Genomic DNA, 24,930 nt, shown 5'->3' on the forward strand with positions numbered 1-24,930 from the left:
GCCCGGCCTGGCGGCCGGGCGGTTCGTTACCGCGTGGTTACCGGAATGCAGTCGGCATTGCCAGCCACCAGCGCCGAGCAGAAGCGGCGGGCATCCGACAGCCCGGCAAAGCCCATCGCCCGAAGGCGGTAGAAGGTGCGGCCGCCGCTTTCGGCGCGCTGGATCACCCGCTGCTTGCCTTCCAGATAGTCGGCAAAGCGGGCATGGATGCGGTCCCATTCGGCGCGGGCAACTTCGGGGCTCTCATAGGCGCCCAGCTGCGCCAGCCTGGTGCCGGCCGGAAGGGTGGCCGGGTCGACATCGACGGCCGCGGCACGTGCCGCCGGTGCGGTTGCGGCCGGAGCGGGGCTGAACCTTGCGGGCCGGGCCGATGGCCGCAGCGAGAGTTTGACGCCGGGCGCGTTCAGGATTGCCGGCGATGCGGCAGCAGCGGCAAGTGCCGGCTGCAGCGGTTCCGGCTGCACGATGGCGGGTGCCTGTGCCGAGGCGGGTACCGCAGCCGACAGCGTTTCCGCCTCGCGGGCGAGTTCCGCAACCAATGCGTCGATATCGCCGTTCTGGAAGGAGGCCACCGCGTCGTCGCTGACGCCCGGCCCTTCGGACGCCCCTGGCTCTGCCGGAACGGCCGGAAGCTCTGCCGGGGCGGATTCCGCGGCCAGCTGCGGCAGCGGTTTGTCATCTTCGGTCAGCCGGATCGCGGGCGGTGCCAGGGTCAAACGGTCGGCCGGGGCCTCGGCGCTGCCGCTGGCGGCAACCGCATTGACCGCAAGCCCCTGGTGATCCGCCTGGGAGCCGCCCGGATTCGCGGGCTGTTCGCGCATCGGCCCTTCGGCCGCGCGCACCACCGGCACGCCGCTGACGTCCCGCATCACCAGCTTGTAGCCCCAGAAACCAACCCCCGCGACAAGCGCAATCGAGGCCGCGGCGCCCAGCAGGCTCAAGGTCTTGGAGAATCGCGCCCTCAGCCCGGCGGGAGCAGCGGCATAGGCGGTGTAGCCATCGTCGTCATAACCCTGCCCGTCCGGCTGGTAGCCGTAGGAAGGGTCGGCGTAGCCATAGTCCGGTTCAGCGCCCGGCCCGGTGTACTGCTGCCCTGCATACTGCTGATCGGAGTACTGCTGCCCGTAGGGGCCGCCAGTTGCGGTGTCCTGCTGCCGGCCACTGCCCTGTGTATAGGCGTGCCCCTGGCCCGCCTGCGCAAAATACGCCATTTTCCGCCTCACTGCCCAGGTGGCAGCGCATGTGCTGCGCTGCGCCCCAAGTCTCTTGAACTGCCTCACTCCGGCGGATGTGCAATTTTCACCGCAAAGGCTGACGCCCTTTTTGGTTTATCGCATCTCTTCTGCCGGTTTCACGCCAAGAATACCAAGACCTGCCGAAATGACAACGGAAACGGCTTTGGCCAGGGCCAAATTCGCATGTGTTGCCGATTGGCTGCTCTCGTTAACAAATCGTAAACCTTCTTGCGATTTTCCGAGGTGGTACAGCCCGTGCAGCTCCGACGCGAGGTCGTAGAGATAGAAAGCAACCCGGTGCGGCTCATGGGTGCGGGCAGCGATTTCCACTTGGCGCGGCCATTCGGCCAGCTTCTTGGCCACCGCCAGCTGAGCGGGGTCAGCAACGAGGCTCAGGTCGGCGGCGTTCAGGGCGGCGTCATCCGCCGCGATCCCCTGCTCCGCTGCCTTGCGCAGGGTCGAGCAGATCCGCGCGTTGGCATATTGCACATAGAACACCGGGTTGTCCTTGGACTGCTCCAGCGCCTTGTCGAGGTCGAAGTCGAAGCCCTGGTCGTTCTTGCGGGTCAGCAGCATGAAGCGGGTGACGTCGGGGCCCACCGCATCGACCACGTCGCGCAGGGTGACAAAGGTCCCTGCCCGCTTGGACATCTTGAATTCCTGGCCGTCCTTGAACAACTTCACCAGCTGGCAGAGCTTGATGTCCAGCGGCACCTTGCCGTCGGACAGCGCCGAAACCGCCGCCTTCATCCGCTTGACGTAACCGCCGTGGTCGGCGCCGAAGATGTCGATCAGCTCGTCAAAGCCGCGCTCCACCTTGTCATAGTGATAAGCGATGTCCGGCGCGAAATAGGTCCATGAACCGTCGGATTTCTTCACTGCCCGGTCGACGTCGTCGCCGTGGTCGGTGGATTTGAACAGGGTCTGTTCGCGCGGCTCCCAATCGTCGGGCTTCTTGCCTTTCGGCGGCTCCAGAACGCCCTGGTAGATCAGGCCCTTGGCCTCAAGCGCCTTCAGCGCGGCCTCGATCTTGCCGGTGCCGTAGAGGGATTTTTCGGAATAGAACACGTCCATTTCGATGCCAAGCTGGGCCAGATCCTCGCGGATCAGTTCCATCATCGCATCGGTGGAGAACTCGCGCACATCCGCCAGCCAGACCTCCTCGGGCTGGTCCAGATAGGCATCCCCCACCTTGTCCTTCAGCGCCTGCCCCACGGGCACCAGGTAGTCGCCGGGATAGGTGCCGTCGGCAAAGGCGATTTCCTGGCCGTGCGCCTCCAGGTAGCGCAAGTAGACCGAGCGCGCCAGCACGTCGACCTGACCGCCGCCGTCGTTGATGTAATACTCGCGCGTGACGTCATAACCGGCATAAGCCAGCAGTGCCGCCAGCGCATCGCCGAACACTGCGCCGCGGGTATGGCCCACGTGCAGCGGGCCGGTCGGGTTGGCAGAGACATATTCCACATTGACGCGCTTGCCCGCGCCCATGTCCGAGCGGCCGTAATCCGTGCCTGCGTCCAGGACGGATTTCAGCACACCCTGCCAGATGCCCGGCGCCAGCCGAAGGTTGAGGAAGCCGGGGCCTGCTACTTCCGCGCTCGTGATCCGTTCGTCTGCGGCCAGTTTGGCCGCCAGCGCCTCGGCAATGTCGCGCGGCTTCATCTTTGCCGGTTTTGCCAGCACCATCGCTGCGTTGGTCGCCATATCGCCATGGGCAGCATCGCGCGGCGGCTCTACCGCGACGTTGGCAAAATCGAGGCCCTCGGGCAGCACGCCTTCGCCGGTCATGGCGGTGAGGCTGTCAATCACAAGCGAGCGGATATCGGTAAAGAGGTTCATATCTGGCGTCCCAACTGTTCAGCACTGCGGATACCGGGGGCCGCAGGAAGGGTCAACAGGATTGCAGGGGCAACCCGGGGGCCTCAGGCGGAGCGTGCCGGAAAATTCGAATTTTCCGGCCAATTTTCTTCCTCAAGAAAATTGCGCCGCTGCCGCGGCGCGGCGCCCGCCCGGCGGTTAGGAGAGCATTCCCTGGACGGCGGAGGCGGTGCCCCATTGGGTGATGGTGTAACGGCGCAGGGAGGCGACGTAATAGGGGTCCTGCAGGATCAGCCGCTCCACGTCCTGGCGGGTTTCGGCCTCCACATTCCAGATCGCGCCGGGAAAGTCCTGCATCGGCCGCATCGCCAGCGCGCCGCCGATCTGCAGCTCCGGATGGGCGCGCACAAAAGCGATGTGGGCGTCGCGCCGTTTCCTGTCGCCGCGCACCCGGTCCATCTCCGGTTTATCTGCGAATGTGACGGTCCAGCGTGCCATGGCTTTCCCCTTGCTGCCTCTCCCGCGGATACCGCCGATGCGCCGCGTGATCATAGGGCCAGATGATAGCACGGCTTACAGCCAATTCCCGAATCCGGAGGACGGACCCGGCAGGCAGGCAAGGCGCCTCCGGACCTGTTTCCCCGTCTTGCTTCGCGCGCCTGAGCTCAGACTTCTACCTTCACCCCGATCAGCCGCTCATGCTGCTGCAAGGCAAAGCGGTCGGTCATGCCGGCAATATAGTCCGACACGATACGGGCCAGCGCGGCGCGGTCCGCGGCTGCGGCGATGTCGGCGTGCCAGCGCTCCGGCATCTCCAGCGGGTTGTCCAGGAAATAGGGGAACAGCGCCTCCACCACCTTGGCGACCTTGGCGCGCTTCTCCATCACCGAGGGCGCCCGGTACATGCGGGTGAACAGGAAGGCGCGGATTTCCTTCAGGTCGCGCCACAGCGGATCGGAGAATTTCACCACCGGCCGCCCCAGGGCGCGGACCTCCTCGACGCTTTGCACGCCGCTTTCCGCCAGCAGCGTGCGGGCGGTGTCGATCACGTCGCCCACCATCACCCCGAAGAAGCGGCGCAGCGCCTCGTGGCGGCGGCGGTTGGGGTCAAGGCCGGGGTAGAGCCGGTCCACCTCACCGTATGCCTTGTCCAGCAGCGGCAGCCGGGCCAGGTCATCATCGCTGAACAGCCCGGCGCGCAGGGCGTCGTGCAGATCGTGGTTGTTGTAGGCGATGTCATCCGACAGCGCGGCCACCTGCGCCTCGGCGCTGGCGTGGGTGTGCAGCTCCAGATCCACCGCGGCGTTGCATTCGGCCAGTGCCCAGGGCAGCTCACCCGCCACAGGGCCGTTGTGTTTGGCAATCGCTTCAAGGGTTTCCCAGGTGAGGTTCAAGCCGTCGAACTCGGCATAATGCCGTTCCAGCCGTGTCACGATGCGGATCGCCTGCGCGTTGTGGTCAAAACCGCCGTAGGGTTCCATCAGCGCGTGCAGCGCATCCTCGCCGGTGTGGCCGAACGGCGTGTGGCCCAGGTCATGCGCCAGCGCCACCGCCTCGGTCAGTTCCTGGTTCAGCCCCAGCGCGCCCGCTATGGTGCGGCCCACCTGCCCCACCTCGATCGAGTGGGTCAGGCGGGTGCGGTAATTGTCGCCCTCATGCTCCACAAACACCTGGGTCTTGTGCTTGAGCCTGCGGAACGCGCTGGCGTGGATGATCCGGTCGCGGTCGCGCTGATAGGGCGAGCGGAAGGAGCTTTCCTCCTCCGGAACCTGCCGCCCGCGGCTGCGGTCCGGCATCGTGGCATAAGGTGCGTGCAATTCAAATCTTTTGGCCAAAGCTGGGGCTCCACATCTTGCCGCGTGAATTGCACCTTTCTATATAAAGCTTTGCGCTGCAACCTACGCCCGTGGAGAAAGCTGATGAACCTGCCCCCGAAAGTCACTGACCGCGCCTTTGCCCGGCTGGCCGAGATCGGCGCCGCGGATCAGGGCCAGGCGCTGCGCGTCGCGGTCGAAGGCGGCGGCTGCTCCGGCTTCCAGTATGAGATCGCGCTGGACGAGGCAAAAGATGACGATCTGGTGCTTGAGGGCCAGGGCGAGAAAGTGGTGGTCGACGCCGTCTCGCTGCCGTTCCTGGAGAACGCCGTGATCGATTTCACCGAAGAGCTGATCGGCGCGCGGTTCACCATCGAGAACCCGAACGCCACCTCCAGCTGCGGCTGCGGCACCTCGTTCTCAATGTAATCCCAGCCTTGCCGGCATGTTTCCCGGCGCGCGAAACGGCCCGGAAAACGCGTGTTTTCCGGGCGGTAATCACTGCATAATTCCGGTACCCCGTGGAAGGCACAGGCACCCTGTTTCAGACGTCAGGGATCGGTCTGCAACCGTCCCGCCCCGCGCAGCCGCGGCATCGCCGGGGCGAGCTGGTCCCAGATCAGGTAGAGGCCGGAGGCAATCACAATGGCGCCGCCGGCATAGGTTGTAAGGGGCGGAAACTCTCCAAAGAACACCGCGCCGATCACCGCCATCCAGATGAATTGCAGGTTCATCAGCGGGGTGACGGCATAAGACGCCAGCAGCCGCAGCGCCACCACCAATAGCCAGCGCGCCCCGAACAAGAGAAACGCATATGCGCCGGCCCAGACCACATCCCTAAGCGGCATCGGCAGCCAGACAAAGGGCAGCATCAGGAGCATCACCAGGCAAATGGTCAGGTTTGGGTAAAAAACCTGGGCCAGCGAATTGCTTTCATACCGGCCGATAAACCGCGCCAGCGTCATGGAAAAGGTGCCGGAGACCGCTGCGCCAAAGGCTACAAAATGGCCCAGAGACGCAGAGGCAATCCCTCCCGGAAACAGGAACAGCACCCCGGCAAAACCAGCGCCGAGGGCTGCCCAGGCCACAGGGCGCACCGGCTCCTTCAGCACCAGACCGGACATGGCGCCGGCCAGCAGCGGCATCAGACCGATAAAGACGAACACCTCGGCAAAGGGCAGCAGCCGGAACGCATAGAAGAAGCAGACCGCCGCAACCAGCGTCGCGCCGGAGCGCAAGGCCATCGCCCGTGGGCACACGGTCCGGAACCCGCCCCGCATACCGGGCAGCCGGTCGGCCAGCAGGCAGAAGCCAGCGACCATCGCGCCGGACAGCGCATAGAGCTGGGCGGCGGCGTATTGGCCTGCAAGCAGCTTGGTGATCCCGTCGGCAGAAGCAATCAGCCCGGTGTAGGCGACCACCAGCAGCGCCCCGGCCAGGGCTTGGTTGCGGGACCAGCGCATCACGCCGCCCCTGCGCTGCCCGCGCGCGCAAAACCTTCGAAAAATCCGGCAAATCCCGCGCAGCTGCGTTCGGCCGCCAGCAGGATGCCATGTTCCTCTTCGCTCAGCGCCGCCTCCGCGCGCGCTTTCACGACGCTCCAGCTGGCCCGGGCCATTCCGGCCTCGAATACGGCTTCAGACAGGCTCCTCAAGATGCTCCCTCCCTGCTGCGCCGACACATGCACCGCCCCTACGGGAACCGGCTGCCGGAAGGCCGGGCGACCGGACAGCAGCATGAGCCAGTTGACTACAAAATACTCGTGATACGCATCATGAAGTCCACTAAATTCACCCCTAGCGAGTGAATAGGCAGAAACCTGCGCATCAAGCCAGGCCTCCCACGCGGCCGGCGGCTGCTGCCCGGCGTAGCGCATAGCTATGCAAATCTCGGCCAGCAGGTCGGCATTCTGATCAAGGAACGCCACCAGCCCGGCGAACTCCAGGCTGGTGATTGCGGCCTGTGGCAGGCCAGGGTCCCGGCGTCCGTACCCGGACAGGTAAAACACGATATGTGTTAGCTCGTAGGCGGCTTTTTTGTTTGGAATGGCAAAAGTTTGCGGGCGCGAGATAAAGCTGCGGAGCCGGTCATCCAGCCCGTCATCCCGCACAGTGACGCCGCGCCGCGCCAGCAGGCGGCGGGCCTCGGCTCGCTGCAGGTCCGAAAGCTCTGCCGCTACCAGCCCCTGGGCGCAAACCCACTCGGCAATCTGCGCCCCGGTCTGGCCCGGCAGGCCCAGATCCTCCAGATCCAGGCAGATCGACAGGATGAAGCGGTAGTACTGGCGGAAGAAACTGATGCGGCGCGCCGCGCCCTCGTAAAACGGCTGCAAGGGCGCCAGGGCCTCAGCAGTCACATCCGCCCCGGTGCATTCGAGAATGTTCAGAAGCTCCGCATTTTCCTTGAGCCAGAACACGTCTTCCTGACTGCGCCGGTGCGATGCGAAGCTGGCGATCAGCGCCTCCTGAGCGCCGGCCCGGGACTGGCGGGCGGCGGGAGAGAAAAACGGGAGGATCTTGGCCATGGAAACCTCTTGCAGTTGGATGCGGTGCGGCGGCGGCCCCGAATACTGGCGCCGCCCCGGGGCATAAGGCCGGGAGGTTCCCCGGCCCCGCCAGGATCAGCTGCCCGAAGAGAACAGCCGGGTGGCATCGCCGCTGCTGGTGCGCGCCTCAGACGCGGGAGCGGAGCCCGAGGAGAACAGATGGGTCCCCTCCCCGCGGCCTGCCGCCGCCGTCGCGGCCGGTGCCGAACCGGAAGAGAACATTTCCGTCAGGTCGCCCGCACGGGTTTCGGACTGCGGCGCCGGCGCAGAGCCAGACGAAAACATTTCCGTCAATTCGCCCTCTGCTGAACCGCTGCGCAGAGCAGGCGCGGAGCCGGACGAGAACATCCCGGTCTGATCACCGGCCTCAACCCTTGCGTGCGAAGCGGGTGCGGAACCGGATGAAAAAAGCTGCACCAGATCGCCCGCAGTGCTTTCCGCTGCGGCCGAAGGTGCAGATCCAGACGAGAACAGACCGGTTTCCTCCCCAGCCCAGCTTTCGGTCTTCTGCGGCATTGAACCGGACGAAAACAGCGACACACCATCCCCCACGGCGGGATCTGCCGCGTATTCGGGTGCGGAACCGGAGGAGAACATCTCAGTGGCACCGCCTGTGAACAGGCTGTCGTCTGCGCCCGGACGGGTTGCGCGGAAGGCATTGATTTTTTGCTGAGCAGTCATTTTGGAACCCCATTCGTTGAAGACAAAAGGCTCCTCGACGCTGGCACGCCCGCTGCACAGCGCAAAGATAAAATGCAATTTCACATTGTATTTTTGCCAAATTTAAACTTTAACTTCTGCGCGTTATTTTTTGTTGAATTTAATTTAATTCAATTAATCCACAGAATATTCACCGCGTTATTCACACGGGTGTTTTTGCAAAATAATCCAAATCAACCTGGCGGGCTATTTTTCAGCAACGCAAAACCGGGTGAGCCAGCCGCGATGCAGTGATTCGCTGGCCGCGCAAGCAGGCTTGCCCCGCGGCGCTGATTCAGCGATAGATCAGCCTCAAATACCGCAACCTGCGCCGGAGACAAGCCATGAAAATCGCCACCTTCAACATCAATGGCATCAAGGCCCGGGCGCAGGCGCTGCCGGACTGGCTGGACGAGGCTCAGCCCGACGTGGTGGTGCTGCAGGAAATCAAATCGGTGGACGAGGCGTTCCCGCGCGAAATCTTCGAAGAGCGCGGGTATAACGTGGAAACCCACGGGCAGAAGAGCTTTAACGGGGTGGCGATCCTGTCGAAACTGCCGCTGGAGGATGTGCGCCGCGGCCTGCCCGGCGATGACAGCGACGAACAGGCGCGCTGGATCGAGGCCACCGTTGTAGGCAAGCAGGCGATCCGGATCTGCGGCCTCTACCTGCCCAATGGCAACCCGGTGGAGCTGGAAGCGGACGGCAGCCCGGTGGCGGGCGGCAAATACGCCTATAAACTCGCCTGGATGGAGCGGCTGAAGGCGCGGGCGCAGGCGCTGATGGCCGGCGAGATGCCCGCGCTGATGGCGGGCGATTACAATATCATCCCGCAGGCGGAAGATGCCAAACGGCCGGAGGTCTGGGTGGAGGATGCGCTGTTCCGCCCGGAAAGCCGCGCCGCCTTCCAGCGGATCGTCAACCTGGGCTTTACCGAGGCGTTCCGCGCGCGGCACCAGGGGCCTGGGCATTACTCCTTCTGGGATTACCAGGCCGGCGCCTGGAACCGCGACGACGGCATCCGCATCGACCATTTCCTGCTGACTCCGCAAGCCGCCGACCTGCTGCTGGACTGCCAGATCGACAAGGATGTGCGCGACCGCGAGAAGCCCTCCGACCACGTGCCGGTCTGGGTCGAACTGGACATCTAGGCACAGCCAGCGCCGCGCGCCAGCGCGGCGCACGGCCCAACGGGCGCGGCTCATTTCAAAAATGAGCATGCGACGGGCGGGAGGCCTCCGCCAGCTCTGCCTCAGGCGGTGACGTCGTGGCGGTAGATCCAGTCGAACTGGCCGACCATCCTGTCCGGCGCAAAACGGCCGCCCAGTTTCAGCACCTGATGCGCCGGCCAGCTGAGCGGCGCCCGCAGATGGTATTTCCAGGCGTTGCGGCTCGCTGCCCGCACCACTTTCTGCGCGCGCTCGCGGCGGCGGGCCTGATAGAGCGCGAGGCCTGCGCCGGTATCATCCGCCTCGTGCAGCGCGCGGGCCAGAACCCAGGCATCCTCCAGCGCCAGATTGGCGCCCTGCGCCATAAACGGCAGCGTCGGATGCGCGGCATCACCCAAGATTGCGGTGTTGCGGCCGTGCCAGCGGTCCGCCACCGGATGCCGGAACAGCCCCCACAGCAGCACTTCCTCGACCGCTTGGAGCAGGGCCGCAGCATTGCCGCCGAAGCCTGCAAAGGCAGCCCGCAGGTTGGCGGGGTCGTCCTTGAAATGCCAGCCCTCCTCAGCCCAGGCGCGGCGCTCCTGCACCGCCACCAGGTTGACCAGGCTGCCATCGCGCAAGGGGTAAGCGACCAGATGCCGTCCCGGCCCCATGAACAGCTGCGCTTCGGCCGGCAGGTTCAGATGGTTCGGAACGGTCGCGCGCCAGGCCACCTGGCCGGTGAAGACCGGCTTATCCGCGCTATTGAGCGCAGCGCGGGCTTTCGAGTGCAGCCCGTCGGCACCGATCACCAGGTCGCCGCCGCATTGGGCGCCATTGCCCAGATGCACCACAGGCTGCGGTCCGGGCTCCACCCGCTCAACCTTCTGCAGCAGCCGCACCTGCACACCCTCGCGCCGGGCAGCGCCGGCCAGGATGCCGATCAGATCCGAGCGGTGCACGAAGTAATAGTTCAGGCCGTGGGCGTATTCGTCGAGGTCCAGCCGCAGCACCTCATTGCCGCGGCGGTGGCCGCGCAGCACCACCGCGCGCGCGCGCTGTGAGCACCAGGCCAGGTCATCGGCCAGCCCCAGCGCCTTGAGCACCGCGACACCGTTGGGAGTGATCTGAAGGCCCGCGCCAACCTCGGAGATTGCCTCGGCCTGTTCCAGCACGGTCACGCTGGTGCCTTGGCGCCGCAGCGCCAGCGCTGCGGTCAGACCGCCGATCCCGGCGCCGATGACGGTTATTTTCAGACCTTTGAGTTCCATGGGCTCCTGCAGATTCTCCGCCCGCCCCCAATGAAACAAAAAACGCCGGAGCAAAAGACCCCGGCGTCATCTAATTGTCGGTTTGTCCGCTCCAGACAGCGGTCAGTCGTCGCGGTGGACTTTTTCGCGGCGCTCGTGGCGCTCCTGGGCTTCCAGGCTCATCGTCGCGATGGGACGCGCATCCAGGCGCTTGAGCGAAATCGGATCGCCGGTCACCTCGCAATAGCCGTATTCACCTTCGTCAATGCGGCGCAGCGCAGAGTCGATCTTGGCGACCAGCTTGCGCTGGCGGTCGCGGGTGCGCAGTTCAAGCGCGCGGTCGGTCTCTTCGCTGGCACGGTCGGCAACATCGGGGATGTTGCGGGTGTTGCCCTGCAGCCCTTCGATCGTATCGCGGCTGTCGGACAGTAGTTCCTGCTTCCAATTCAATAGCTTGCGTCGGAAATACTCAAGCTGCCGTTCATTCATGAACGGCTCATCTTCGGCCGGTCGGTAGTCGTCCGGCAGAAACACTTCTTGCTTCATTTCGGCTCCTTCGGTCTGGCCCATAATGTTGGTCATAATTTGCACCTGAACATTTTGGCTCCCCCTCTGCCGCAGCGTTTATCCCTATCGGGAAGGAATGTCACTACACAATAGTGGCGTGGTTTGGTTAAAAGCGTGATAAGAACTTGGCGCTGCGGCACCGATTATGACTGGAACAGGAAAGATATGCAATTTCAGGGCACTAAGGAATATGTCGCAACGGATGATTTGAAGGTTGCGGTGAATGCGGCGGTGACACTGGAGCGGCCGCTGCTGGTCAAGGGCGAACCGGGCACCGGCAAGACCGAGCTGGCCAAGCAGGTGGCAGACGCCCTCGGGCTCAGGATGATCGAGTGGAACGTGAAGTCCACCACCCGCGCCCAGCAGGGCCTGTATGAATATGACGCCGTCAGCCGCCTGCGCGACAGCCAGCTGGGCGACGAGCGCGTGCATGACGTGAAGAACTACATTAAGAAGGGCAAGCTGTGGGAAGCGTTTGAGGCGGATGAGAAGGTCGTCCTGCTGATCGACGAGATCGACAAGGCCGATATCGAGTTCCCCAACGACCTTTTGCAGGAACTCGACAAGATGGAGTTCCACGTCTACGAGACCGGCGAGACGATCAAGGCCAAGCACCGGCCGATCATGATCATCACTTCTAACAACGAGAAAGAGCTGCCGGACGCCTTCCTGCGGCGCTGCTTCTTTCACTACATCCGCTTCCCGGACGCGGAGACGATGAAGAAGATCGTCGAGGTGCATCACCCTGGCATCAAGGACGCGCTGCTGACGGCCGCGCTGACCCAGTTCTACGAGATCCGGGAAACGCAGGGTTTGAAAAAGAAGCCTTCGACCTCCGAGGTGATCGACTGGCTGAAACTGCTGCTGGCCGAGGATCTGAGCCCCGAGGACATCGCCCGCAACGGCGCGGACGCGCTGCCCAAACTGCATGGGGCGCTCCTGAAGAACGAACAGGACGTGCATCTGTTCGAGCGGCTTGCCTTCATGGCCCGCGGGCGGCGCTGAGGCCCAGCCTTCCACGCGTGATCCGCGCTTAACGGTTCCGCGGCCTTGCCCGCGGGACCATCCGGAAGGCGCCCTTTTCCGGCAGTTGAGCCTGTCCCTTCTAATCACCGCCGAATTCCACTATCAGAAGAGAAATAGCCGGGCGTCCAGGTCCGGGCTGATAGGAGACGCCTGATTGCCTGCTGACGCTGCCCCGGTTTCACACCTCCTGGCCTGCCGCGAGGGCCTGAGGCTGCTTCAGAGAGCTGCTGCAGGCGCTGCCTTGCTGGCGCTTTCGGCCTGCGCCGTCCCGTCTGCGCGGGTGGAGGCCCCGACACGGGCCGTGGCGGCTCCGGCAGCGCTGCCTCCGGTCAAGGTGTTCACCCGCCAGCGGCCGCAGCCTCCGCAGCGGTCCAACGCCGAAATCGCCCGCGATTTTCTGGACCTGCATTTCCGGCTGGAAGGCGGCAGCACTCTGCCCCAGTTCACCCGGTTCGAAACCCCGATCACCCTGCGGGTGACGGGCACCCCTGCGCCGGGTTTCAGCCGTGATCTAAACATGCTTCTGGCGCGGCTGCAGGACGAGGCCGGCATTCCGATCCGCCGCGTCTCCGGCGACAGTGCGAGCATTACAATCCAGTCTGTCTCCCGCGCCGAGATCCGCCGGGCGCTGCCCAAGGCGGCCTGTTTCGTGGTGCCCAATGTATCGTCTCTGGCGGAATACCGGCGCAACCGGCGCAGCCCGCGCACCAACTGGTCACTGCTGCGCAGCCGCGAGCGGCTGGCAGTGTTCATCCCCAACGACGTGAGCCCGCAGGAAGTGCGCGATTGCCTGCATGAGGAGCTGGCCCAGGCGCTCGGACCGCTGAACGATCTGTACAGGCTGCCGGATTCGATCTTCAACGACGACAATATCCACGCGGTGCTGACCGGCTTTGACATGCTGATCCTGCGCGCCACCTATGCGCCCGAGCTGCGCACCGGCATGAGCCGGGCGGAAGTGGCGCAGCGGCTGCCCGCGATCCTGGCGCGGCTCAATCCCGGCGGCGCCCGGTCTGCAGCCACCTGGCTGCCGGAAACGCCGCGGGCCTGGATCAACGCCTATGAGCAGGCTCTGGGGCCCGGCACCGGGCTGCGCGAGCGGCTGCGCGCCGCCAACCGCGCCGCGGCGATTGCCCGCGACCTGGGCTGGCAGGACCACCGCCGCGCCCTGAGCCACTACACGCTGGGCCGGATGCTGCATGTGCGCGAGCCGGAACTGGCGCTGCAGCACTTCCAGACCGCGATGAGCTATTTGCAAGGCCAGCCGGGCACCCGGATGCACCAGGCCAAGCTGACGGTGCAGCTGGCCGCCTATGAGGTTGCGACCGGCAACGGTGCGGCGGCGCTGGCGCGGCTTCGCCCGGCAGTGGAAACCGCCTCGGCGCATGAAAACGCAGCGCTGTTGTCCACCCTGCTGATGCTGCAAGCGGAAGCCCTGGAACTGGAGGACCGCACTGCCGAAGCCCGCCGGGTCAGGCTGGACAGCCTGGGATGGGCAAGGTACGGCTTTGGCCCGGATTGGGTGGTCGAGGCGCGGCTGGAGGAAATTGCCGCGCTGCGCCCGGCCGGGTCCTGATCCTGCAACAAAAGACAACGGACGGAAAAGACCATGATCGTAATCGCAGGCGTGCTGCTGGGCACCCTCATCGGCGCGCTGAAGGCCCGCAAACGTGGCGGCAACACCCTGGACATGCTGCAATACGGGGCTGTCTATGCCATCGTTTTTGGTATTCTCGGCCTGCTGGCAACCATCCTGACGCACCGGGTGCTGGCGTAACCAAGTCCTGAGGCTCCGCGATGTTCCAGCCCTTCTTTGAAAACCTGCGCAAGGCGTCCATTCCGGTCAGCTTGCGCGAATACCTGACATTCCTTGAAGGGATGAAGGCGGGGCTGGCGACCTATGACATCGAGGCCTTTTACTTCCTCGCCCGCGCGGCGATGGTGAAAGATGAGCGCAACATCGACAAGTTCGACCGCGCCTTTGCCGCCACCTTCGAAGGGCTGGAGGCGATCCCCGCCGAGGCGGTGATGGAGGCGGTGGACATTCCCGAGGAATGGCTGCGCAAGATGGCCGAGAAGCATCTGAGCGCGGAAGAAAAGGCCGAGATCAAGGCGCTAGGCGGGTTCGACAAGCTGATGGAGACGCTGAAGGAGCGCCTCAAGGAACAGCAAGGCCGCCACCAGGGCGGAAATAAGTGGATCGGGACAGCGGGCACCTCGCCGTTCGGGGCCTATGGCTATAACCCGGAGGGCGTGCGGATCGGGCAGGACAAGAGCCGCCACCAGCGCGCGGTCAAGGTCTGGGACAAGCGCGAGTTCAAGAACCTGGACGGCGATGTCGAGCTGGGCACCCGCAACATCAAGGTGGCCCTCAAGCGCCTGCGCCGCTGGGTCCGCGAAGGCGCGCAGGAAGAGCTGGATTTGGACGGCACCATCCGCTCCACTGCCGAGCACGGCTATCTGGACGTGAAGACCCGGCCGGAGCGGCATAATGCGGTCAAGGTGCTGCTGTTTCTGGACGTGGGCGGCTCGATGGATCCGCATATCCAAGTTGTTGAGGAGCTGTTTTCTGCTGCGCGGGCCGAGTTCAAGCATCTGGAATACTACTACTTTCACAATTGCCTGTATGAAGGCGTCTGGCGCGACAACCGGCGGCGCTGGAACGAAAAGATCCCAACCCACGAGGTGCTGCGCACTTACGGGCCGGACTACAAATGCATCTTCGTCGGCGACGCCTCGATGTCACCGTATGAGATCGCCTATCCCGGCGGCGCCAATGAGCATTGGAACGAGGAAGCGGGCCAGGTCTGGCTGCAGCGCGCGCGCGAAGCCTGGGCCTCGAACCTGTGGATCAACCCGGTGCCGGAGAAATACTGGGACTACACCCATTCGATCGGCATGATCCGCGAGATCTTTGAAGGCCGCATGGTGCCGATGACGCTGGACGGGCTGGAACGCGGCATGCGCGAGCTGAGCCGCTAGCCCCGGAACAAGCGGACCCTCAGGCCAATCGGCCCTCCCGCCCCCGCAGGTGCGCTGGCTGGTGCCAGAACCCCTTGGCGGTCTTGAGCATGGCATCCTGCCCTGCGGGCAGGATGCGCGCCGGAGCCGCGGCTCCGGCGCCAGGCCCGACCGGCAATCGGGCATGCCGCATGCACGCTGGACGGGCGGGAGGGCCGTCTTTGTGTTTGACCTTGCGCTAACCGCCCCACAGCCCCCAGGCGCCCAGAGCGGCCACCGGCACGAACAGCCAGCCCTGCGGCAGCAGTCCGTAACCCGCCCGGCGCAGCGGCGGTAGCAGCAGCCCGACCGCCGCCATCATTGCGGCCATTGCGGTTCCGGCCAGCGCCAACCCCTCCGATCCGCGGGCGCCGAGGAACAGGAACAGCGCCATCAGCCCCAGGCAGCCGGTGACCAGATGCCAGCACAAGAGCGTGGTCTCGCGCACGACATCCGGCAGCTGCCGGTCCTGCGCCAGGGGACGGGCGCATTCACGGCCTCCAGCAACGGCATGAACAAGCATCCACAGGGCGGCCAGAAGGGCAGCAGCCAAAAAACTCCATTGCATGTCAAATCTCCTGAAAAATCCGCGCCTGCGGACGGGCCGGAGGCGGTTGGGCAATATGCCGGCAGCCTGACTACACCCGCCCGTGTATCGCCACCGGCTTTTCTGCCGCAGACCCGGCAACCGTACAAAGTAATGCCGCCAGCGGTTGATTGCGCCGCCGCCCGCACCTAGGTGCTGTGACGGCATGAGCAGCAGCACCCATACACCAGGCCCGATAACTGGCGAAATAACCGGCCCGATCCTGATCCTTGATGATCTGCGCGATGGCCGGATGCATCTGGCCGCTATGTTCATTGCGCCCTACGGCGCGGCTCTGCCGCCTGTTCAGCTGGACGGCAGTGAAGCGCAGCCCGAACCGCTGGCGGAATACGGCACCCATACGGTGCTGCGGGCGCGGTTCAGCCTGCCGGCGGACTGCCCTTCCGCCTACCAATGGAACGGCACGCGCTATGAGCTCGCAGGCGGTTTTGGCGGCGATCTGCGGATCGCCTATGCTTCCTGCAACGGCGAGGAGCATGGCGACCTGGACCGCGACGGCAACGAACGCAACGCCATGTGGGCGAGGATGGGGGCGGAGCACCGCTCGCGGCCCTTCTCGTTGCTGCTGCATGGCGGGGATCAGATCTATGCCGACGAGGTCACGGACGGCCACCGGCTCAGCAATAGCTGGCCGGACAAACTGCCGAGCGACCCCTCGCGGGAGGACCTTGCCAGTCTGCGCAGGTATCTGCGGGAAGGTTTTCTGCGCCGCTACCTGGCGGTCTACAGCGCGCCGGAGCTGGCGTGGATTGCGGCCCGCGTCCCCTCGCTGATGCAGTGGGACGACCATGACATCTGCGACGGCTGGGGCAGCTTGCGCCGCTCCAGCACCTATTCGCCGGTCGGGCAGACCCTGTTTGCAGCGGCCCGCGAGGCGGCGCTGCTGTTCCAGCACGGCTGCTGCGACGGAGACCTGCCCGCACGGTTTCCCGACCCCGAGGGCACACATCTGGGCTGGCGTATCGAGGCGCCGGGGCTGCGGCTGCTGGCGCCCGACCTGCGCTCCGAGCGCAGCCGCCGCCGGGTGATGGCAAGGGGCGGCTGGCGGATGATGAAGGCAGAGGTGAAACGTGCTGCGCCGGGCCAGACCTTTCTGCTGTCCAGCGTGCCCCTGCTGGGGCCGCGGCTGTCGCTGCTGGAGCTGCTGATGGTGCTGACACCGCGGATGCAGAAATATGAGGATGACCTGCGCGACCAGTGGCAGAGCCGGGCGCATCGTGCCTCCTGGCGGCGGATGCTGCGCATGATGCGGGAGGTGGCCGCCAAGGACGGCCAGCGGGTCACGGCAGTGTCCGGCGAAATCCACCTGGCCACGCGGGGCGAGATGGCCCTGGGCGGCGGCAAGGTTCTGGACCAGCTGGTGGCCTCCGGCATTTCCCACCGCGCCCCGCCCAAGGCTTGGGCGCGGGCACTGGGCGTTCTGTCCTGGCTGGGCGATGCGCCCCTGCCCGGCCACCCCATCCGTATCCGCAAGATCCCCGGTCAGGCCGGCCGCTATGCGGCGGAGCGGAACTATCTGATCCTCGAGCGCCAGGGGGCAGAGTGGAAAGCGGTCTGGGACCTTGAGACCTCAGGACAGTCCGCCCCCCTGCAGCTTTAGCCGCAGCCGCATCTGGCCGGGGCAATGGTTTTCTTCGCAACCTGAAGCAGTTTGCCTGCGGAAATCCGCCGGTGCGCACGGCATCCGGCGCATGTCCGCCGAAGCCGCCATGCGACGGTTGAACGGCCCATTGCCCAAACGGTACCCAAGTTAAAAAGAAACAGCGGGCCAAAGCCGCAATCCCCCGAGCAGGAGCATCGCGTGAGCGTGCCGCATCAAGACATAGCCCCCCGCGGGGACTCCCCCGCCGCCGCCATAAAGCCCTTTCAAATCCGCGGGCGGTACTTCACCGCCGTAGCGCTGCGCCCGGAGGACGGGCCGCTGGACAAGGCCTTTTACGCGGCACTGGATGCACAGCTGCGCTGGAGCCCGCATTTCTTTGACGGCGCGCCGCTGATTCTGGATCTGGCCCAGGCTCCCTGCCTGTCGCGCCCGGCCGAGCTGCGGGCGCTGACCGACAGTTTGCGCAGCCGCGGCCTGGCGGTGTTTGGTGTGCAGAATGCTTCGCCGGAACAGATCTCTGCGGCTGAGGACGCCGGGCTGATCAGCATCGCCAGCGGCAAAGATGCACCGCTGAACATGGACAGCGGCACCAAGCCGGGCACCCGCCGCGGGCTCCCCAAGAAACTGCGGCCGCCGGAAAACAGGCTGATCACCCAGCCGGTGCGTTCGGGCCAGACGGTGGTGGCCGAAGGCGGCGACCTGGTGGTGGTCGGGCCGGTCAGTTCGGGCGCGGAGCTGATCGCGCGCGGCAGCATTCATGTCTACGGGCGGCTGAGAGGCCGTGCCATGGCGGGGGCCGAAGGTGACGAGAGCGCCCGGATCTTCTGCCGCGACCTGGACGCGGAGCTGCTGGCAGTCGCCGGACTGTACCGGACAAGCGAGAATTTGGAGCCGGATCTGCTGAACCGTCCGGTGCAGGTATTCCTGCAGGACGAACGGCTGTGTGTAGAAGCCCTGGGATGAAGGCTGGGATGAGAGAGGCAGGACGAATGAGTAAAGACCTGAAACTGGAAGAGCCGCTTGGCCGGGTGATCGTGGTCACCTCGGGCAAAGGCGGCGTTGGTAAGACCACAACCTCGGCGGCAGTGGGTGCCGAACTGGCGCGGCGCGGACACAAAACGGTTGTGATCGATTTCGACGTCGGATTGCGCAACCTGGACATGATCATGGGATGCGAGCGCCGGGTGGTGTTCGACTTCATCAATGTGATCCAGGGCGATGCCAAGCTGAAGCAAGCGCTGATCCGCGACCGGCGTTTGGAGAACCTGTCGGTGCTGCCCACGTCGCAGACACGCGACAAGGATGCGCTGACTAAAGAAGGTGTTGAGAAAGTTCTGGACGAGCTGCGCCAGGAGTTCGACTATATCATCTGCGACAGCCCTGCCGGGATTGAGCGCGGCGCGCAGATGGCGATGCATTTTGCCGATGAGGCGATTGTCGTCACCAACCCCGAAGTGTCCTCTGTCCGTGACAGCGACCGGGTTCTTGGGCTGCTGAACAGCATCACCGAACGCGCCAGCAAAACCGGTGCCGAGCCGGTCAAGGCGCAGGTGCTGATCACCCGCCACGACAAGTCCCGCATCGACAGCGGCGAGATGATGCCGGTGGAGGATGTGCTGGAAATCCTGGCGGTGCCGCTCTTGGGCATCATCCCGGAAAGCACTGCGGTTCTGCGCGCTTCTAACCTGGGTGTGCCGGTGGTGATGGATGAACCGTCTGCAGCGGCAACCGCTTATGAGGACGCGGTGGGCCGGCTGATCGGCGAGCAGATCGAGATGCGGATTGCGGCCGACCCGAGGCGCGGGCTGCTGCAGCGGCTGTTCCGCCGGGCGGTGTAAGCGATGTTCGGATTTTCCCTCCGCCCCCGCAAAGCTTCTGCCAGCACCGCCAAGGAACGGCTGCAGATCCTGCTGGCGCATGAGCGCAGCGGCAGCGGCGGCGCCCGCCCCGACTGCCTGCCCCAGCTTCAGCGCGAGATTCTCGAAGTGATCCGCCGCCACATGCAACTCGGCGACGAGGCGATCGACATCCGCATGGAGCGCGGCGACGAACTGTCGAGCCTGGAGATAAACATTGAATTCCCTGGCAAGCTGGGTGTGAATTAGGGCCGGGGCCCTGGGGGCTGCCAAGCGGCGGCCCCTGAATAATGACCGCGGGGCTGCCAAACGGCGGCCCCGGACATTTTACGAAAATCGGGCGTAGAGTTCCCACCCCTATCCTGCGCCGGGTAAGGCCAGGTTAATCCTGTCCGTGCTGTCATTGGCCTTCCGCATTTTCACTGCCGAAGGCCAATGACCTATACCTTTTCCTCCTCCAGTCCCGGCCAGGCCGGCGGCTCCGCACCGCAGGGCATCCTGCGGCTGGGGGAGCTGCTTGGCGCGCTCAGCCATGCGCTGGATCTTACCGAAGGCCAGCCCAAGGGCCATTGCGTCCGCTGCTGCTGGATCGGTATGCAGGCCGCGCGGGAGCTGGAACTGCCGCCGCAGGCGCTCTCCGACCTCTATTTCACGCTGCTGCTGAAGGATCTGGGGTGCAGCTCCAACGCGGCCCGCATCTGCCAGCTGTACCTGACCGATGATCTGTCCTTCAAACAGAACTTCAAGACGGTGAGCGGCTCACGGCAGGGCATCGAATTCCTGCTGCGCAACACCGCGCTGGGGACCAGCCCGCTGCAGAAGCTGAAAACGCTGGGCCACGTGATTGCCAGAAACGGCCAGCTGGCGGGCGAGCTGATCGAGACCCGCTGCAACCGCGGCGCCGGTATTGCCCGGCAGATGCGCTTTTCCGAGGATGTGGCAGAGGGCATCGCCAGCCTGGATGAGCACTGGGACGGCGGCGGCCAGCCGCAGGGCCTGGAAGGCGCCGCAATCCCGTTGTTTGCGCGCATCGCGCTGATGGCGCAGGTAGCAGACGTCTTTGCCGCCAGCGCAGGGGCAGAGGCCGCCGCGGCGGAGCTGGAAGCCCGCGCAGGCAGCTGGTTCGACCCGGACCTTGTGCCGGTATTCACCGCGGTGATCCGCCGCCCCGGCTTCCTGGCGGATTTGCAGGACCCCGCGCTGGAGGCAGAGGTCTTTGCCACCCCGCAGGCGCAGCATATCCATGCCTTGGATGAAGACTACCTGGATGAGATCGCCCGGGCGTTTTCGCTGGTGATCGACGCCAAGAGCCCCTTTACCCACGGCCATTCGCAGCGGGTGGCGCGTTATACCGGGCTGATCTGCGACCAGCTGGGCTACTCCCCCGGACGCCGCCGCTGGATGGTGCGGGGGGCCCTGTTGCATGACATCGGCAAACTTGGTGTCTCCAACACCATCCTGGACAAGCCCGGCAAGCTGACGGATGAGGAGTTCACCCTGATGAAACGGCACCCGGTACTGGGCCATGAGGTGCTGAGCAGGATTGCCGCCTTCCGGGAGCTTGCGGATGTGAGCGCGGCGCATCATGAGCGGCTGGACGGCAAGGGCTACCCGTACGGTATGGATGCCAGCCAGCTGACGCAGGATATGCGGGTGATGGCAGTGGCCGATATCTTTGACGCGCTGACCGCCGAACGCCCCTACCGGTCAGCGCTGCCGCTGGAGAAGACCTATGCCATCATGGATGACCTGGCAGGCCCCGGTATCGACCCGGACTGCTATGCTGCGCTGCAGGATGCGGTGACCGCCAGCGGCTGGCCATCGGCCTCGGACGCGGGGCTGCCCGAAAGCACGTGGGAACTTCCGGCCGCTGAACGCAGCGCCTAGCTGGCGAGGTTACGGTTCTTCTGCGAATAGAGCGCCAGCGCCGTCACCTGCCCCGCCACGATGGCCGAGAACATCAGGAGGGCTGACAGGCCGATACTGGCGTCTGCCATCAGGGTCTCATTGAACAGCGATTGCGTCGCGCTCATCAGCACCCGGCTGCCGGGAACCAGGATCAGGATGCCCTGCACGATGTAGATGGCGCCGGTAAGGTTCAGCGACTTGGCCAGCCAGGTGCCGTACAGCGTGATGCACATGGCGGTGACCCAGGTGCCGACGATCCAGCCGCCGCCAAAGCCCAGATAGAGCGGCCCCCACATACCTAGCACGGTGACCGGCAGCGCCCGCAGGATGTCCACCATCCGCGCGTTGAAGATTATCCCGATGGAAAACGACAGCGCCGGCAGCGCCAGGTAGGGCATCCACCACAGGACACCGTTCACGTTCTCCACATGCGGCGTTGCCCCCCAGAGCGCCGCACCGATGCTTACGCCGATGTAGATGCCAATGAACAGTTTCATCAGCACGAAGATTGACTGGGCAAAAAGGCTGGAACCTGAGATCACGTCATTGAAGGCGAGGCACTCCAGCGAGTTGGCAATCGACAGCCCCGGCACGAACAGCACGATGGCGGCGATGCAGGTGCCCCAGACCGGCACCTCCACCCCCATGCTGCTGACCAGCGAGACCGCCAGCCCCGCGACCAGCGCCGACAGGAACTCCACCAGGATCACCCGGTCGCCGCGGCAGAACAGCTGGCAGAGCCAGACCAGGAAGCCCAGCACCGCCGACAGCGCGATTGTCGTCAGCGCGCTGCCGATGAGGGTCAGGAAGGCGGGCGGAATGGCGATATTGGCCAGCATGATCAGCCAGCCAGGATAGCGGCCCGGCTCCTCGATCCCCGGGTCCTCCACCGCGTTGATGCGGATGATGGTGCGCGCCAGCAGGCTGAGGTTGATTTGTGCGGGCTCCAGGCGGCGGATGATGAACTGGTTGTCCTCGTCCGGGAACTGGCAGGAGATCGAGGTGGGGGTGGCCTGCACGATCACGTTGATGCCTTGCTTCCTGGCATAGAACTGCAGGTATTTCTCGATCTTGTAGGGCGCGCAGCCGCTGCGGTGCAGGGTCTCGCCGGTGTCGGCGATGTTGCGGAGCTGAGAGAGCGGTGCCATGTGCCGGAAGCCGTTGTTTTCTGGAGCCTTTGGGTCGCACCCCCTTAATGGATGCGGGGCGCGGCGGCGAGTGCGGATTTTGCATGGCGGCCTGCGCTGGGTGCAAGGCTTCCTGACTGCTGCCTCTTGCTGGAGGCGCGGTTTCGGCCCATATCTGTGCCATGCTGCGCCTTCTGCCGATCCTGCTGGCCGTTGCCTATGGCCTTGTGATGTACCGGATTTCGATCTGGCGCACCCACCGGGAGCTTGACCAGCGCTCGACTGAGCTGGCCGACCCCAGGCTCAAACAGCTGACTGACCGGCTGGCGGCGGCGCTGAACATTGCCCGCATTCCCGTGCATATTTACGAGGTCGACCCGGTCAACGGGCTGGCGGCGCCGGACGGACGCATCTTCATCACCCGCGGATTTTACCGCAAGTACCAGAACGGTGAGGTCAGCGCCGAGGAAATGGCCTCCGTGATTGCGCACGAGCTGGGCCATGTGGCGCTGGGGCATGCGAGGAAGCGGATGATTGATTTCTCCGGCCAGAACGCGCTGCGCACCGCGCTGATGATCATTCTCGGGCGCTATATTCCCTTTGTCGGGCCGTGGATTGCCGGGGTGCTGACATCGTTGCTGGCGGCGCGGCTGTCGCGCGGCGATGAGTATGAGGCCGATGAATACGCCGCTGCACTGCTGACCAAGGCAGGCATCGGCCTCGCCCCGCAGAAAAGCCTGTTTGCCAAGCTGGAAGAGCTGACGCAATCGCGCGCAGGCATGGCACCGGCCTGGCTGATGAGCCATCCCAAAACCGAAGAGCGCATCGCCGCGCTGGAGCGGCTGGAAGCGAAATGGGCCAAGGGCTGAGCCTGCGGCACGGGCGGGATTGAGGGGCCGGCCCCTCAAACTCCCCGGAGTATTTCAGGAAAGATGAAATCGCGGTCAGGCTGACAATGCCTTGGCGAGCCGTGGCAATCGGGCCTTCTTGAGCAGCGGGCGGATCTCCCAGCTGCCGCCAGAGAGGCGGTTTGCCTCCGCGAGCACCTGGTTGCCAAGCGCCTCCAATCCGGTGCTGTCCTCAAGCCAAAAACGGTAGAGGAGTTCATCCGGGCCAAGGCGCTCCAGGCCTTCCTCTGCCAATGTGTGGCGGGGGAAGTCCTTGTTGTTCACTGTCACGATACCGTCGGCATGCCCTGCAATAGCAGCGGCCAGCACATGGGTGTCTGCGCTGTCAGGAAGCCAGAGGCGGGCCTCAGTACCCGGGGCCGGAGCAACTTCGGCCTTGGGCCAATGAGCCCGGACCAGGGCGATTTCCGCCTTCGCTTGCGCTGCGCCCTCAGGGCCGAGTTTCAGCGCCGCGTGTTCCCACTCGCCCAGAATGCGGGCAGACCAGAGCGGGGTGAAATGGCCCAGCCCCGCCGCGCCCAGCAACATCTCCCGCATCACGGTCGGGTAGAGCACGCAAGTGTCGAGGAGCAGCTTCACCCGTTTCAATCCAGCCGGAAAAACACGGCCTTCAGATAGCCGCTTTCGGCCAGCTGCGGCAGCTGCGGGTGGTCTGGGCCGGCGTAGCCGGTGTGGATCAGCGCAGCCCGGCGGCCTGCCTTGCCGATGCCGCGGGCCGAAGCGTTGCGGAACCTGGTGAGATCGGCGGCGTGCGAGCAGGAACAGAGGCCCAGGTAGCCACCGGGTTTCACCAGTGGTGCGGCCAGCTTGGCGACGCGCTCATAGGCGCGCAGGCCAGCCTCCAGCGCCTGTTTCGACGGTGCAAAGGCGGGCGGGTCGCAGATCACCACGTCAAAGCTCTCGCCTTCCTCAGCCAGCGCGGCCAGCACTTCGAAGGCATCGCCCTGGCGGGCGGTGAACTTTTCCTGGTGGCCGCTGGAGGCGGCGCCCTGCACAGCCAGTTCGAGTGCTGCTGCCGAGCCGTCGACGCAGGTCGCATGCCCTGCCCCGCCGGCCAGCATCGCAAGGCCAAAGCCGCCGACGTGTGAGAACACATCCAGCACCTTGGCGCCCGGCGCAGTCAGGCGGGCGGCAAAGGCGTGGTTTTCCCGCTGGTCGAAGAACAGCCCGGTCTTCTGGCCGCCGGTGAGGTCGGCCATATAGGTGGCGCCGTTCATTTGAACCGGCACCGGCGCGGCAGGGGCCTCGCCCCGCAAGGTCAGGTTCACGTCGTCCAGCCCCTCCAGGGAGCGGGTGCGGCCGGAGGCGTTTTTCAAGATCACCTCTGCACCGGTCACCTCCGACAGGGCTGCAGTCAGCATGTCCAGATGCGCCTCGGCCCAGGCGGCGTTGGGCTGGACCACGCAAACCGCACCAAAGCGGTCGATCACCACACCGGGCAGCCCGTCGGATTCTGCGTGCACCAGCCGGTAGAAGGGCGCGTCATAGAGCTGTTCGCGCATTTCCAGTGCACGGGAGAGGCGAGCGGCGAACCAGGCCTGATCAATCACCGCCTCCGGGTCGCGGTCAAGCATCCGGGCGATGATCTTGCTTTCCGGGTTCACGGAGACCAACCCCAGAGGGCGCTGTGCCTCATCCTCCAGCACCGCCAGGGTGCCGGGCGCCAGCTTGCGGGTACGCCGGTCGGTCACCAGCTCGTTGGCATAGACCCAGGGAAACCCGTGCCGGATGGCGCGGGCGTTGGACTTGGGTTTCATTTTCACACGGGGGCGCTGCGGCGCATCGGAGGAGGCTGTCATGGCCCCCTCATATCCTTAAG

General features: G+C 65.1%; 25 protein-coding genes. 12 read left to right on the forward strand and 13 right to left on the reverse strand.

What is annotated here, in order from left to right; translation table 11 throughout:
• Positions 1 to 26: 26 nt before the first annotated feature.
• The 4 genes from AC4HIX_RS04465 to AC4HIX_RS04480 all read right to left on the reverse strand — a co-directional run bounded on the left by AC4HIX_RS04465 (position 27) and on the right by AC4HIX_RS04480 (position 4,870).
• A complete protein-coding gene (locus tag AC4HIX_RS04465) occupies positions 27 to 1,211 on the reverse strand; it encodes an SPOR domain-containing protein (protein ID WP_490398047.1) in 1,185 nt (394 codons plus the stop codon).
• 117 nt (positions 1,212 to 1,328) lie between these two features.
• Positions 1,329 to 3,074, reverse strand: a complete 1,746-nt coding sequence (argS, locus tag AC4HIX_RS04470) for an arginine--tRNA ligase (RefSeq protein WP_490398048.1) — start codon at positions 3,072 to 3,074, stop codon at positions 1,329 to 1,331.
• Positions 3,075 to 3,251: 177 nt separating this feature from the next.
• Positions 3,252 to 3,551, reverse strand: coding sequence for a YciI family protein (locus tag AC4HIX_RS04475; RefSeq protein WP_490398049.1), 300 nt, complete (start codon positions 3,549 to 3,551; stop codon positions 3,252 to 3,254).
• Between the two features lie 167 nt (positions 3,552 to 3,718).
• Positions 3,719 to 4,870, reverse strand: coding sequence for a deoxyguanosinetriphosphate triphosphohydrolase (locus tag AC4HIX_RS04480; protein WP_490398097.1), 1,152 nt, complete (start codon positions 4,868 to 4,870; stop codon positions 3,719 to 3,721).
• A 102-nt stretch (positions 4,871 to 4,972) separates the two neighbouring features.
• On the opposite strand from AC4HIX_RS04480, the gene AC4HIX_RS04485 reads away from it, so the two are divergent.
• Positions 4,973 to 5,296 carry a HesB/IscA family protein gene (locus tag AC4HIX_RS04485; protein ID WP_475052673.1) on the forward strand — a complete coding sequence of 108 codons (324 nt, stop codon included), beginning with the start codon at positions 4,973 to 4,975 and terminating at the stop codon, positions 5,294 to 5,296.
• A 122-nt stretch (positions 5,297 to 5,418) separates the two neighbouring features.
• On the opposite strand, the gene AC4HIX_RS04490 is transcribed toward AC4HIX_RS04485, so the two are convergent.
• The 3 genes from AC4HIX_RS04490 to AC4HIX_RS04500 all read right to left on the reverse strand — a co-directional run bounded on the left by AC4HIX_RS04490 (position 5,419) and on the right by AC4HIX_RS04500 (position 8,093).
• A complete protein-coding gene (locus AC4HIX_RS04490) occupies positions 5,419 to 6,330 on the reverse strand; it encodes a DMT family transporter (RefSeq protein WP_490398050.1) in 912 nt (303 codons plus the stop codon).
• A complete protein-coding gene (locus AC4HIX_RS04495) occupies positions 6,330 to 7,391 on the reverse strand; it encodes a DUF6902 family protein (protein ID WP_490398051.1) in 1,062 nt (353 codons plus the stop codon). Before AC4HIX_RS04495 ends, AC4HIX_RS04490 begins: the two co-directional genes overlap by 1 nt.
• A 96-nt stretch (positions 7,392 to 7,487) precedes the next feature.
• Positions 7,488 to 8,093 (reverse strand): hypothetical protein, encoded by a 606-nt coding sequence (locus tag AC4HIX_RS04500; RefSeq protein WP_490398052.1) that lies wholly within the window; start codon positions 8,091 to 8,093, stop codon positions 7,488 to 7,490.
• A gap of 362 nt (positions 8,094 to 8,455) precedes the next feature.
• Between AC4HIX_RS04500 and xth the strand changes: the two genes are divergently transcribed.
• Positions 8,456 to 9,262 (forward strand): exodeoxyribonuclease III, encoded by an 807-nt coding sequence (xth, locus tag AC4HIX_RS04505; RefSeq protein ID WP_490398053.1) that lies wholly within the window; start codon positions 8,456 to 8,458, stop codon positions 9,260 to 9,262.
• A gap of 101 nt (positions 9,263 to 9,363) precedes the next feature.
• On the opposite strand, the gene AC4HIX_RS04510 is transcribed toward xth, so the two are convergent.
• Together AC4HIX_RS04510 and dksA are read right to left on the reverse strand one after the other, a co-directional pair.
• A complete protein-coding gene (locus tag AC4HIX_RS04510) occupies positions 9,364 to 10,530 on the reverse strand; it encodes an FAD-dependent monooxygenase (protein WP_490398054.1) in 1,167 nt (388 codons plus the stop codon).
• Positions 10,531 to 10,632: 102 nt separating this feature from the next.
• Positions 10,633 to 11,055, reverse strand: coding sequence for an RNA polymerase-binding protein DksA (dksA, locus tag AC4HIX_RS04515; protein WP_421053780.1), 423 nt, complete (start codon positions 11,053 to 11,055; stop codon positions 10,633 to 10,635).
• A 186-nt stretch (positions 11,056 to 11,241) separates the two neighbouring features.
• Between dksA and AC4HIX_RS04520 the strand changes: the two genes are divergently transcribed.
• From AC4HIX_RS04520 to AC4HIX_RS04535, 4 genes are all read left to right on the forward strand, one after another.
• Positions 11,242 to 12,081 carry an AAA family ATPase gene (locus tag AC4HIX_RS04520; RefSeq protein WP_475052687.1) on the forward strand — a complete coding sequence of 280 codons (840 nt, stop codon included), beginning with the start codon at positions 11,242 to 11,244 and terminating at the stop codon, positions 12,079 to 12,081.
• Positions 12,082 to 12,343: 262 nt separating this feature from the next.
• The gene (locus AC4HIX_RS04525) at positions 12,344 to 13,678 is read left to right on the forward strand and encodes a DUF2927 domain-containing protein (protein ID WP_490398055.1); all 1,335 of its coding nucleotides are present in this window, start codon (positions 12,344 to 12,346) and stop codon (positions 13,676 to 13,678) included.
• A gap of 33 nt (positions 13,679 to 13,711) precedes the next feature.
• A complete protein-coding gene (locus AC4HIX_RS04530; protein ID WP_490398056.1) occupies positions 13,712 to 13,879 on the forward strand; it encodes a hypothetical protein in 168 nt (55 codons plus the stop codon).
• Positions 13,880 to 13,899: 20 nt separating this feature from the next.
• Positions 13,900 to 15,084, forward strand: a complete 1,185-nt coding sequence (locus AC4HIX_RS04535; protein WP_490398057.1) for a vWA domain-containing protein — start codon at positions 13,900 to 13,902, stop codon at positions 15,082 to 15,084.
• Positions 15,085 to 15,301: 217 nt separating this feature from the next.
• Here the strand turns inward: AC4HIX_RS04535 and AC4HIX_RS04540 are convergent, their stop codons facing one another.
• Positions 15,302 to 15,670: a hypothetical protein gene (locus AC4HIX_RS04540; RefSeq protein WP_490398058.1), complete on the reverse strand. Its 369-nt coding sequence runs from the start codon at positions 15,668 to 15,670 to the stop codon at positions 15,302 to 15,304.
• Between the two features lie 184 nt (positions 15,671 to 15,854).
• Between AC4HIX_RS04540 and AC4HIX_RS04545 the strand changes: the two genes are divergently transcribed.
• The 5 genes from AC4HIX_RS04545 to AC4HIX_RS04565 all read left to right on the forward strand — a co-directional run bounded on the left by AC4HIX_RS04545 (position 15,855) and on the right by AC4HIX_RS04565 (position 21,055).
• Complete coding sequence (locus AC4HIX_RS04545; protein WP_490398059.1) at positions 15,855 to 17,309, forward strand: alkaline phosphatase D family protein; 1,455 nt, start codon at positions 15,855 to 15,857, stop codon at positions 17,307 to 17,309.
• Positions 17,310 to 17,510: 201 nt separating this feature from the next.
• The gene (minC, locus tag AC4HIX_RS04550; RefSeq protein WP_490398060.1) at positions 17,511 to 18,275 is read left to right on the forward strand and encodes a septum site-determining protein MinC; all 765 of its coding nucleotides are present in this window, start codon (positions 17,511 to 17,513) and stop codon (positions 18,273 to 18,275) included.
• Positions 18,276 to 18,301: 26 nt separating this feature from the next.
• Complete coding sequence (gene minD, locus AC4HIX_RS04555; protein ID WP_475052697.1) at positions 18,302 to 19,150, forward strand: septum site-determining protein MinD; 849 nt, start codon at positions 18,302 to 18,304, stop codon at positions 19,148 to 19,150.
• 3 nt (positions 19,151 to 19,153) lie between these two features.
• Positions 19,154 to 19,417, forward strand: a complete 264-nt coding sequence (minE, locus tag AC4HIX_RS04560; RefSeq protein WP_475052699.1) for a cell division topological specificity factor MinE — start codon at positions 19,154 to 19,156, stop codon at positions 19,415 to 19,417.
• A 186-nt stretch (positions 19,418 to 19,603) separates the two neighbouring features.
• Positions 19,604 to 21,055 carry an HD-GYP domain-containing protein gene (locus tag AC4HIX_RS04565; protein ID WP_490398061.1) on the forward strand — a complete coding sequence of 484 codons (1,452 nt, stop codon included), beginning with the start codon at positions 19,604 to 19,606 and terminating at the stop codon, positions 21,053 to 21,055.
• Here the strand turns inward: AC4HIX_RS04565 and AC4HIX_RS04570 are convergent.
• Positions 21,052 to 22,224 carry a threonine/serine exporter family protein gene (locus tag AC4HIX_RS04570; RefSeq protein WP_490398062.1) on the reverse strand — a complete coding sequence of 391 codons (1,173 nt, stop codon included), beginning with the start codon at positions 22,222 to 22,224 and terminating at the stop codon, positions 21,052 to 21,054. The genes AC4HIX_RS04565 and AC4HIX_RS04570 overlap by 4 nt on opposite strands.
• A 161-nt stretch (positions 22,225 to 22,385) precedes the next feature.
• Between AC4HIX_RS04570 and AC4HIX_RS04575 the strand changes: the two genes are divergently transcribed.
• Positions 22,386 to 23,072 (forward strand): M48 family metallopeptidase, encoded by a 687-nt coding sequence (locus AC4HIX_RS04575; protein ID WP_490398063.1) that lies wholly within the window; start codon positions 22,386 to 22,388, stop codon positions 23,070 to 23,072.
• A 75-nt stretch (positions 23,073 to 23,147) separates the two neighbouring features.
• Here AC4HIX_RS04575 and AC4HIX_RS04580 read toward each other — a convergent pair whose 3' ends face one another.
• On the reverse strand, positions 23,148 to 23,690 hold the full coding sequence (locus tag AC4HIX_RS04580) for an RSP_2648 family PIN domain-containing protein (RefSeq protein ID WP_490398064.1): 543 nt from the start codon (positions 23,688 to 23,690) through the stop codon (positions 23,148 to 23,150).
• Between the two features lie 5 nt (positions 23,691 to 23,695).
• Positions 23,696 to 24,910, reverse strand: a complete 1,215-nt coding sequence (locus tag AC4HIX_RS04585) for an RSP_2647 family RNA methyltransferase (RefSeq protein WP_490398065.1) — start codon at positions 24,908 to 24,910, stop codon at positions 23,696 to 23,698.
• Between the last annotated feature and the right edge of the window lie 20 nt (positions 24,911 to 24,930).

The sequence above is a fragment of the Leisingera sp. genome (assembly GCF_982940295.1).

Bases quoted from the DNA above. Each gene is read 5' to 3' on its own strand.
- AC4HIX_RS04465 (WP_490398047.1), bottom strand. From the start codon at position 1,211: ATGGCGTATTTTGCGCAGGCGGGCCAGGGGCACGCCTATACACAGGGC.
- argS (WP_490398048.1), bottom strand. From the start codon at position 3,074: ATGAACCTCTTTACCGATATCCGCTCGCTTGTGATTGACAGCCTCACC.
- AC4HIX_RS04475 (WP_490398049.1), bottom strand. From the start codon at position 3,551: ATGGCACGCTGGACCGTCACATTCGCAGATAAACCGGAGATGGACCGG.
- AC4HIX_RS04485 (WP_475052673.1), top strand. From the start codon at position 4,973: ATGAACCTGCCCCCGAAAGTCACTGACCGCGCCTTTGCCCGGCTGGCC.
- AC4HIX_RS04490 (WP_490398050.1), bottom strand. From the start codon at position 6,330: ATGCGCTGGTCCCGCAACCAAGCCCTGGCCGGGGCGCTGCTGGTGGTC.
- AC4HIX_RS04495 (WP_490398051.1), bottom strand. From the start codon at position 7,391: ATGGCCAAGATCCTCCCGTTTTTCTCTCCCGCCGCCCGCCAGTCCCGG.
- AC4HIX_RS04500 (WP_490398052.1), bottom strand. From the start codon at position 8,093: ATGACTGCTCAGCAAAAAATCAATGCCTTCCGCGCAACCCGTCCGGGC.
- xth (WP_490398053.1), top strand. From the start codon at position 8,456: ATGAAAATCGCCACCTTCAACATCAATGGCATCAAGGCCCGGGCGCAG.
- AC4HIX_RS04510 (WP_490398054.1), bottom strand. From the start codon at position 10,530: ATGGAACTCAAAGGTCTGAAAATAACCGTCATCGGCGCCGGGATCGGC.
- dksA (WP_421053780.1), bottom strand. From the start codon at position 11,055: ATGAAGCAAGAAGTGTTTCTGCCGGACGACTACCGACCGGCCGAAGAT.
- AC4HIX_RS04520 (WP_475052687.1), top strand. From the start codon at position 11,242: ATGCAATTTCAGGGCACTAAGGAATATGTCGCAACGGATGATTTGAAG.
- AC4HIX_RS04530 (WP_490398056.1), top strand. From the start codon at position 13,712: ATGATCGTAATCGCAGGCGTGCTGCTGGGCACCCTCATCGGCGCGCTG.
- AC4HIX_RS04535 (WP_490398057.1), top strand. From the start codon at position 13,900: ATGTTCCAGCCCTTCTTTGAAAACCTGCGCAAGGCGTCCATTCCGGTC.
- AC4HIX_RS04540 (WP_490398058.1), bottom strand. From the start codon at position 15,670: ATGCAATGGAGTTTTTTGGCTGCTGCCCTTCTGGCCGCCCTGTGGATG.
- AC4HIX_RS04545 (WP_490398059.1), top strand. From the start codon at position 15,855: ATGAGCAGCAGCACCCATACACCAGGCCCGATAACTGGCGAAATAACC.
- minD (WP_475052697.1), top strand. From the start codon at position 18,302: ATGAGTAAAGACCTGAAACTGGAAGAGCCGCTTGGCCGGGTGATCGTG.
- minE (WP_475052699.1), top strand. From the start codon at position 19,154: ATGTTCGGATTTTCCCTCCGCCCCCGCAAAGCTTCTGCCAGCACCGCC.
- AC4HIX_RS04565 (WP_490398061.1), top strand. From the start codon at position 19,604: ATGACCTATACCTTTTCCTCCTCCAGTCCCGGCCAGGCCGGCGGCTCC.
- AC4HIX_RS04570 (WP_490398062.1), bottom strand. From the start codon at position 22,224: ATGGCACCGCTCTCTCAGCTCCGCAACATCGCCGACACCGGCGAGACC.
- AC4HIX_RS04575 (WP_490398063.1), top strand. From the start codon at position 22,386: ATGCTGCGCCTTCTGCCGATCCTGCTGGCCGTTGCCTATGGCCTTGTG.
- AC4HIX_RS04585 (WP_490398065.1), bottom strand. From the start codon at position 24,910: ATGACAGCCTCCTCCGATGCGCCGCAGCGCCCCCGTGTGAAAATGAAA.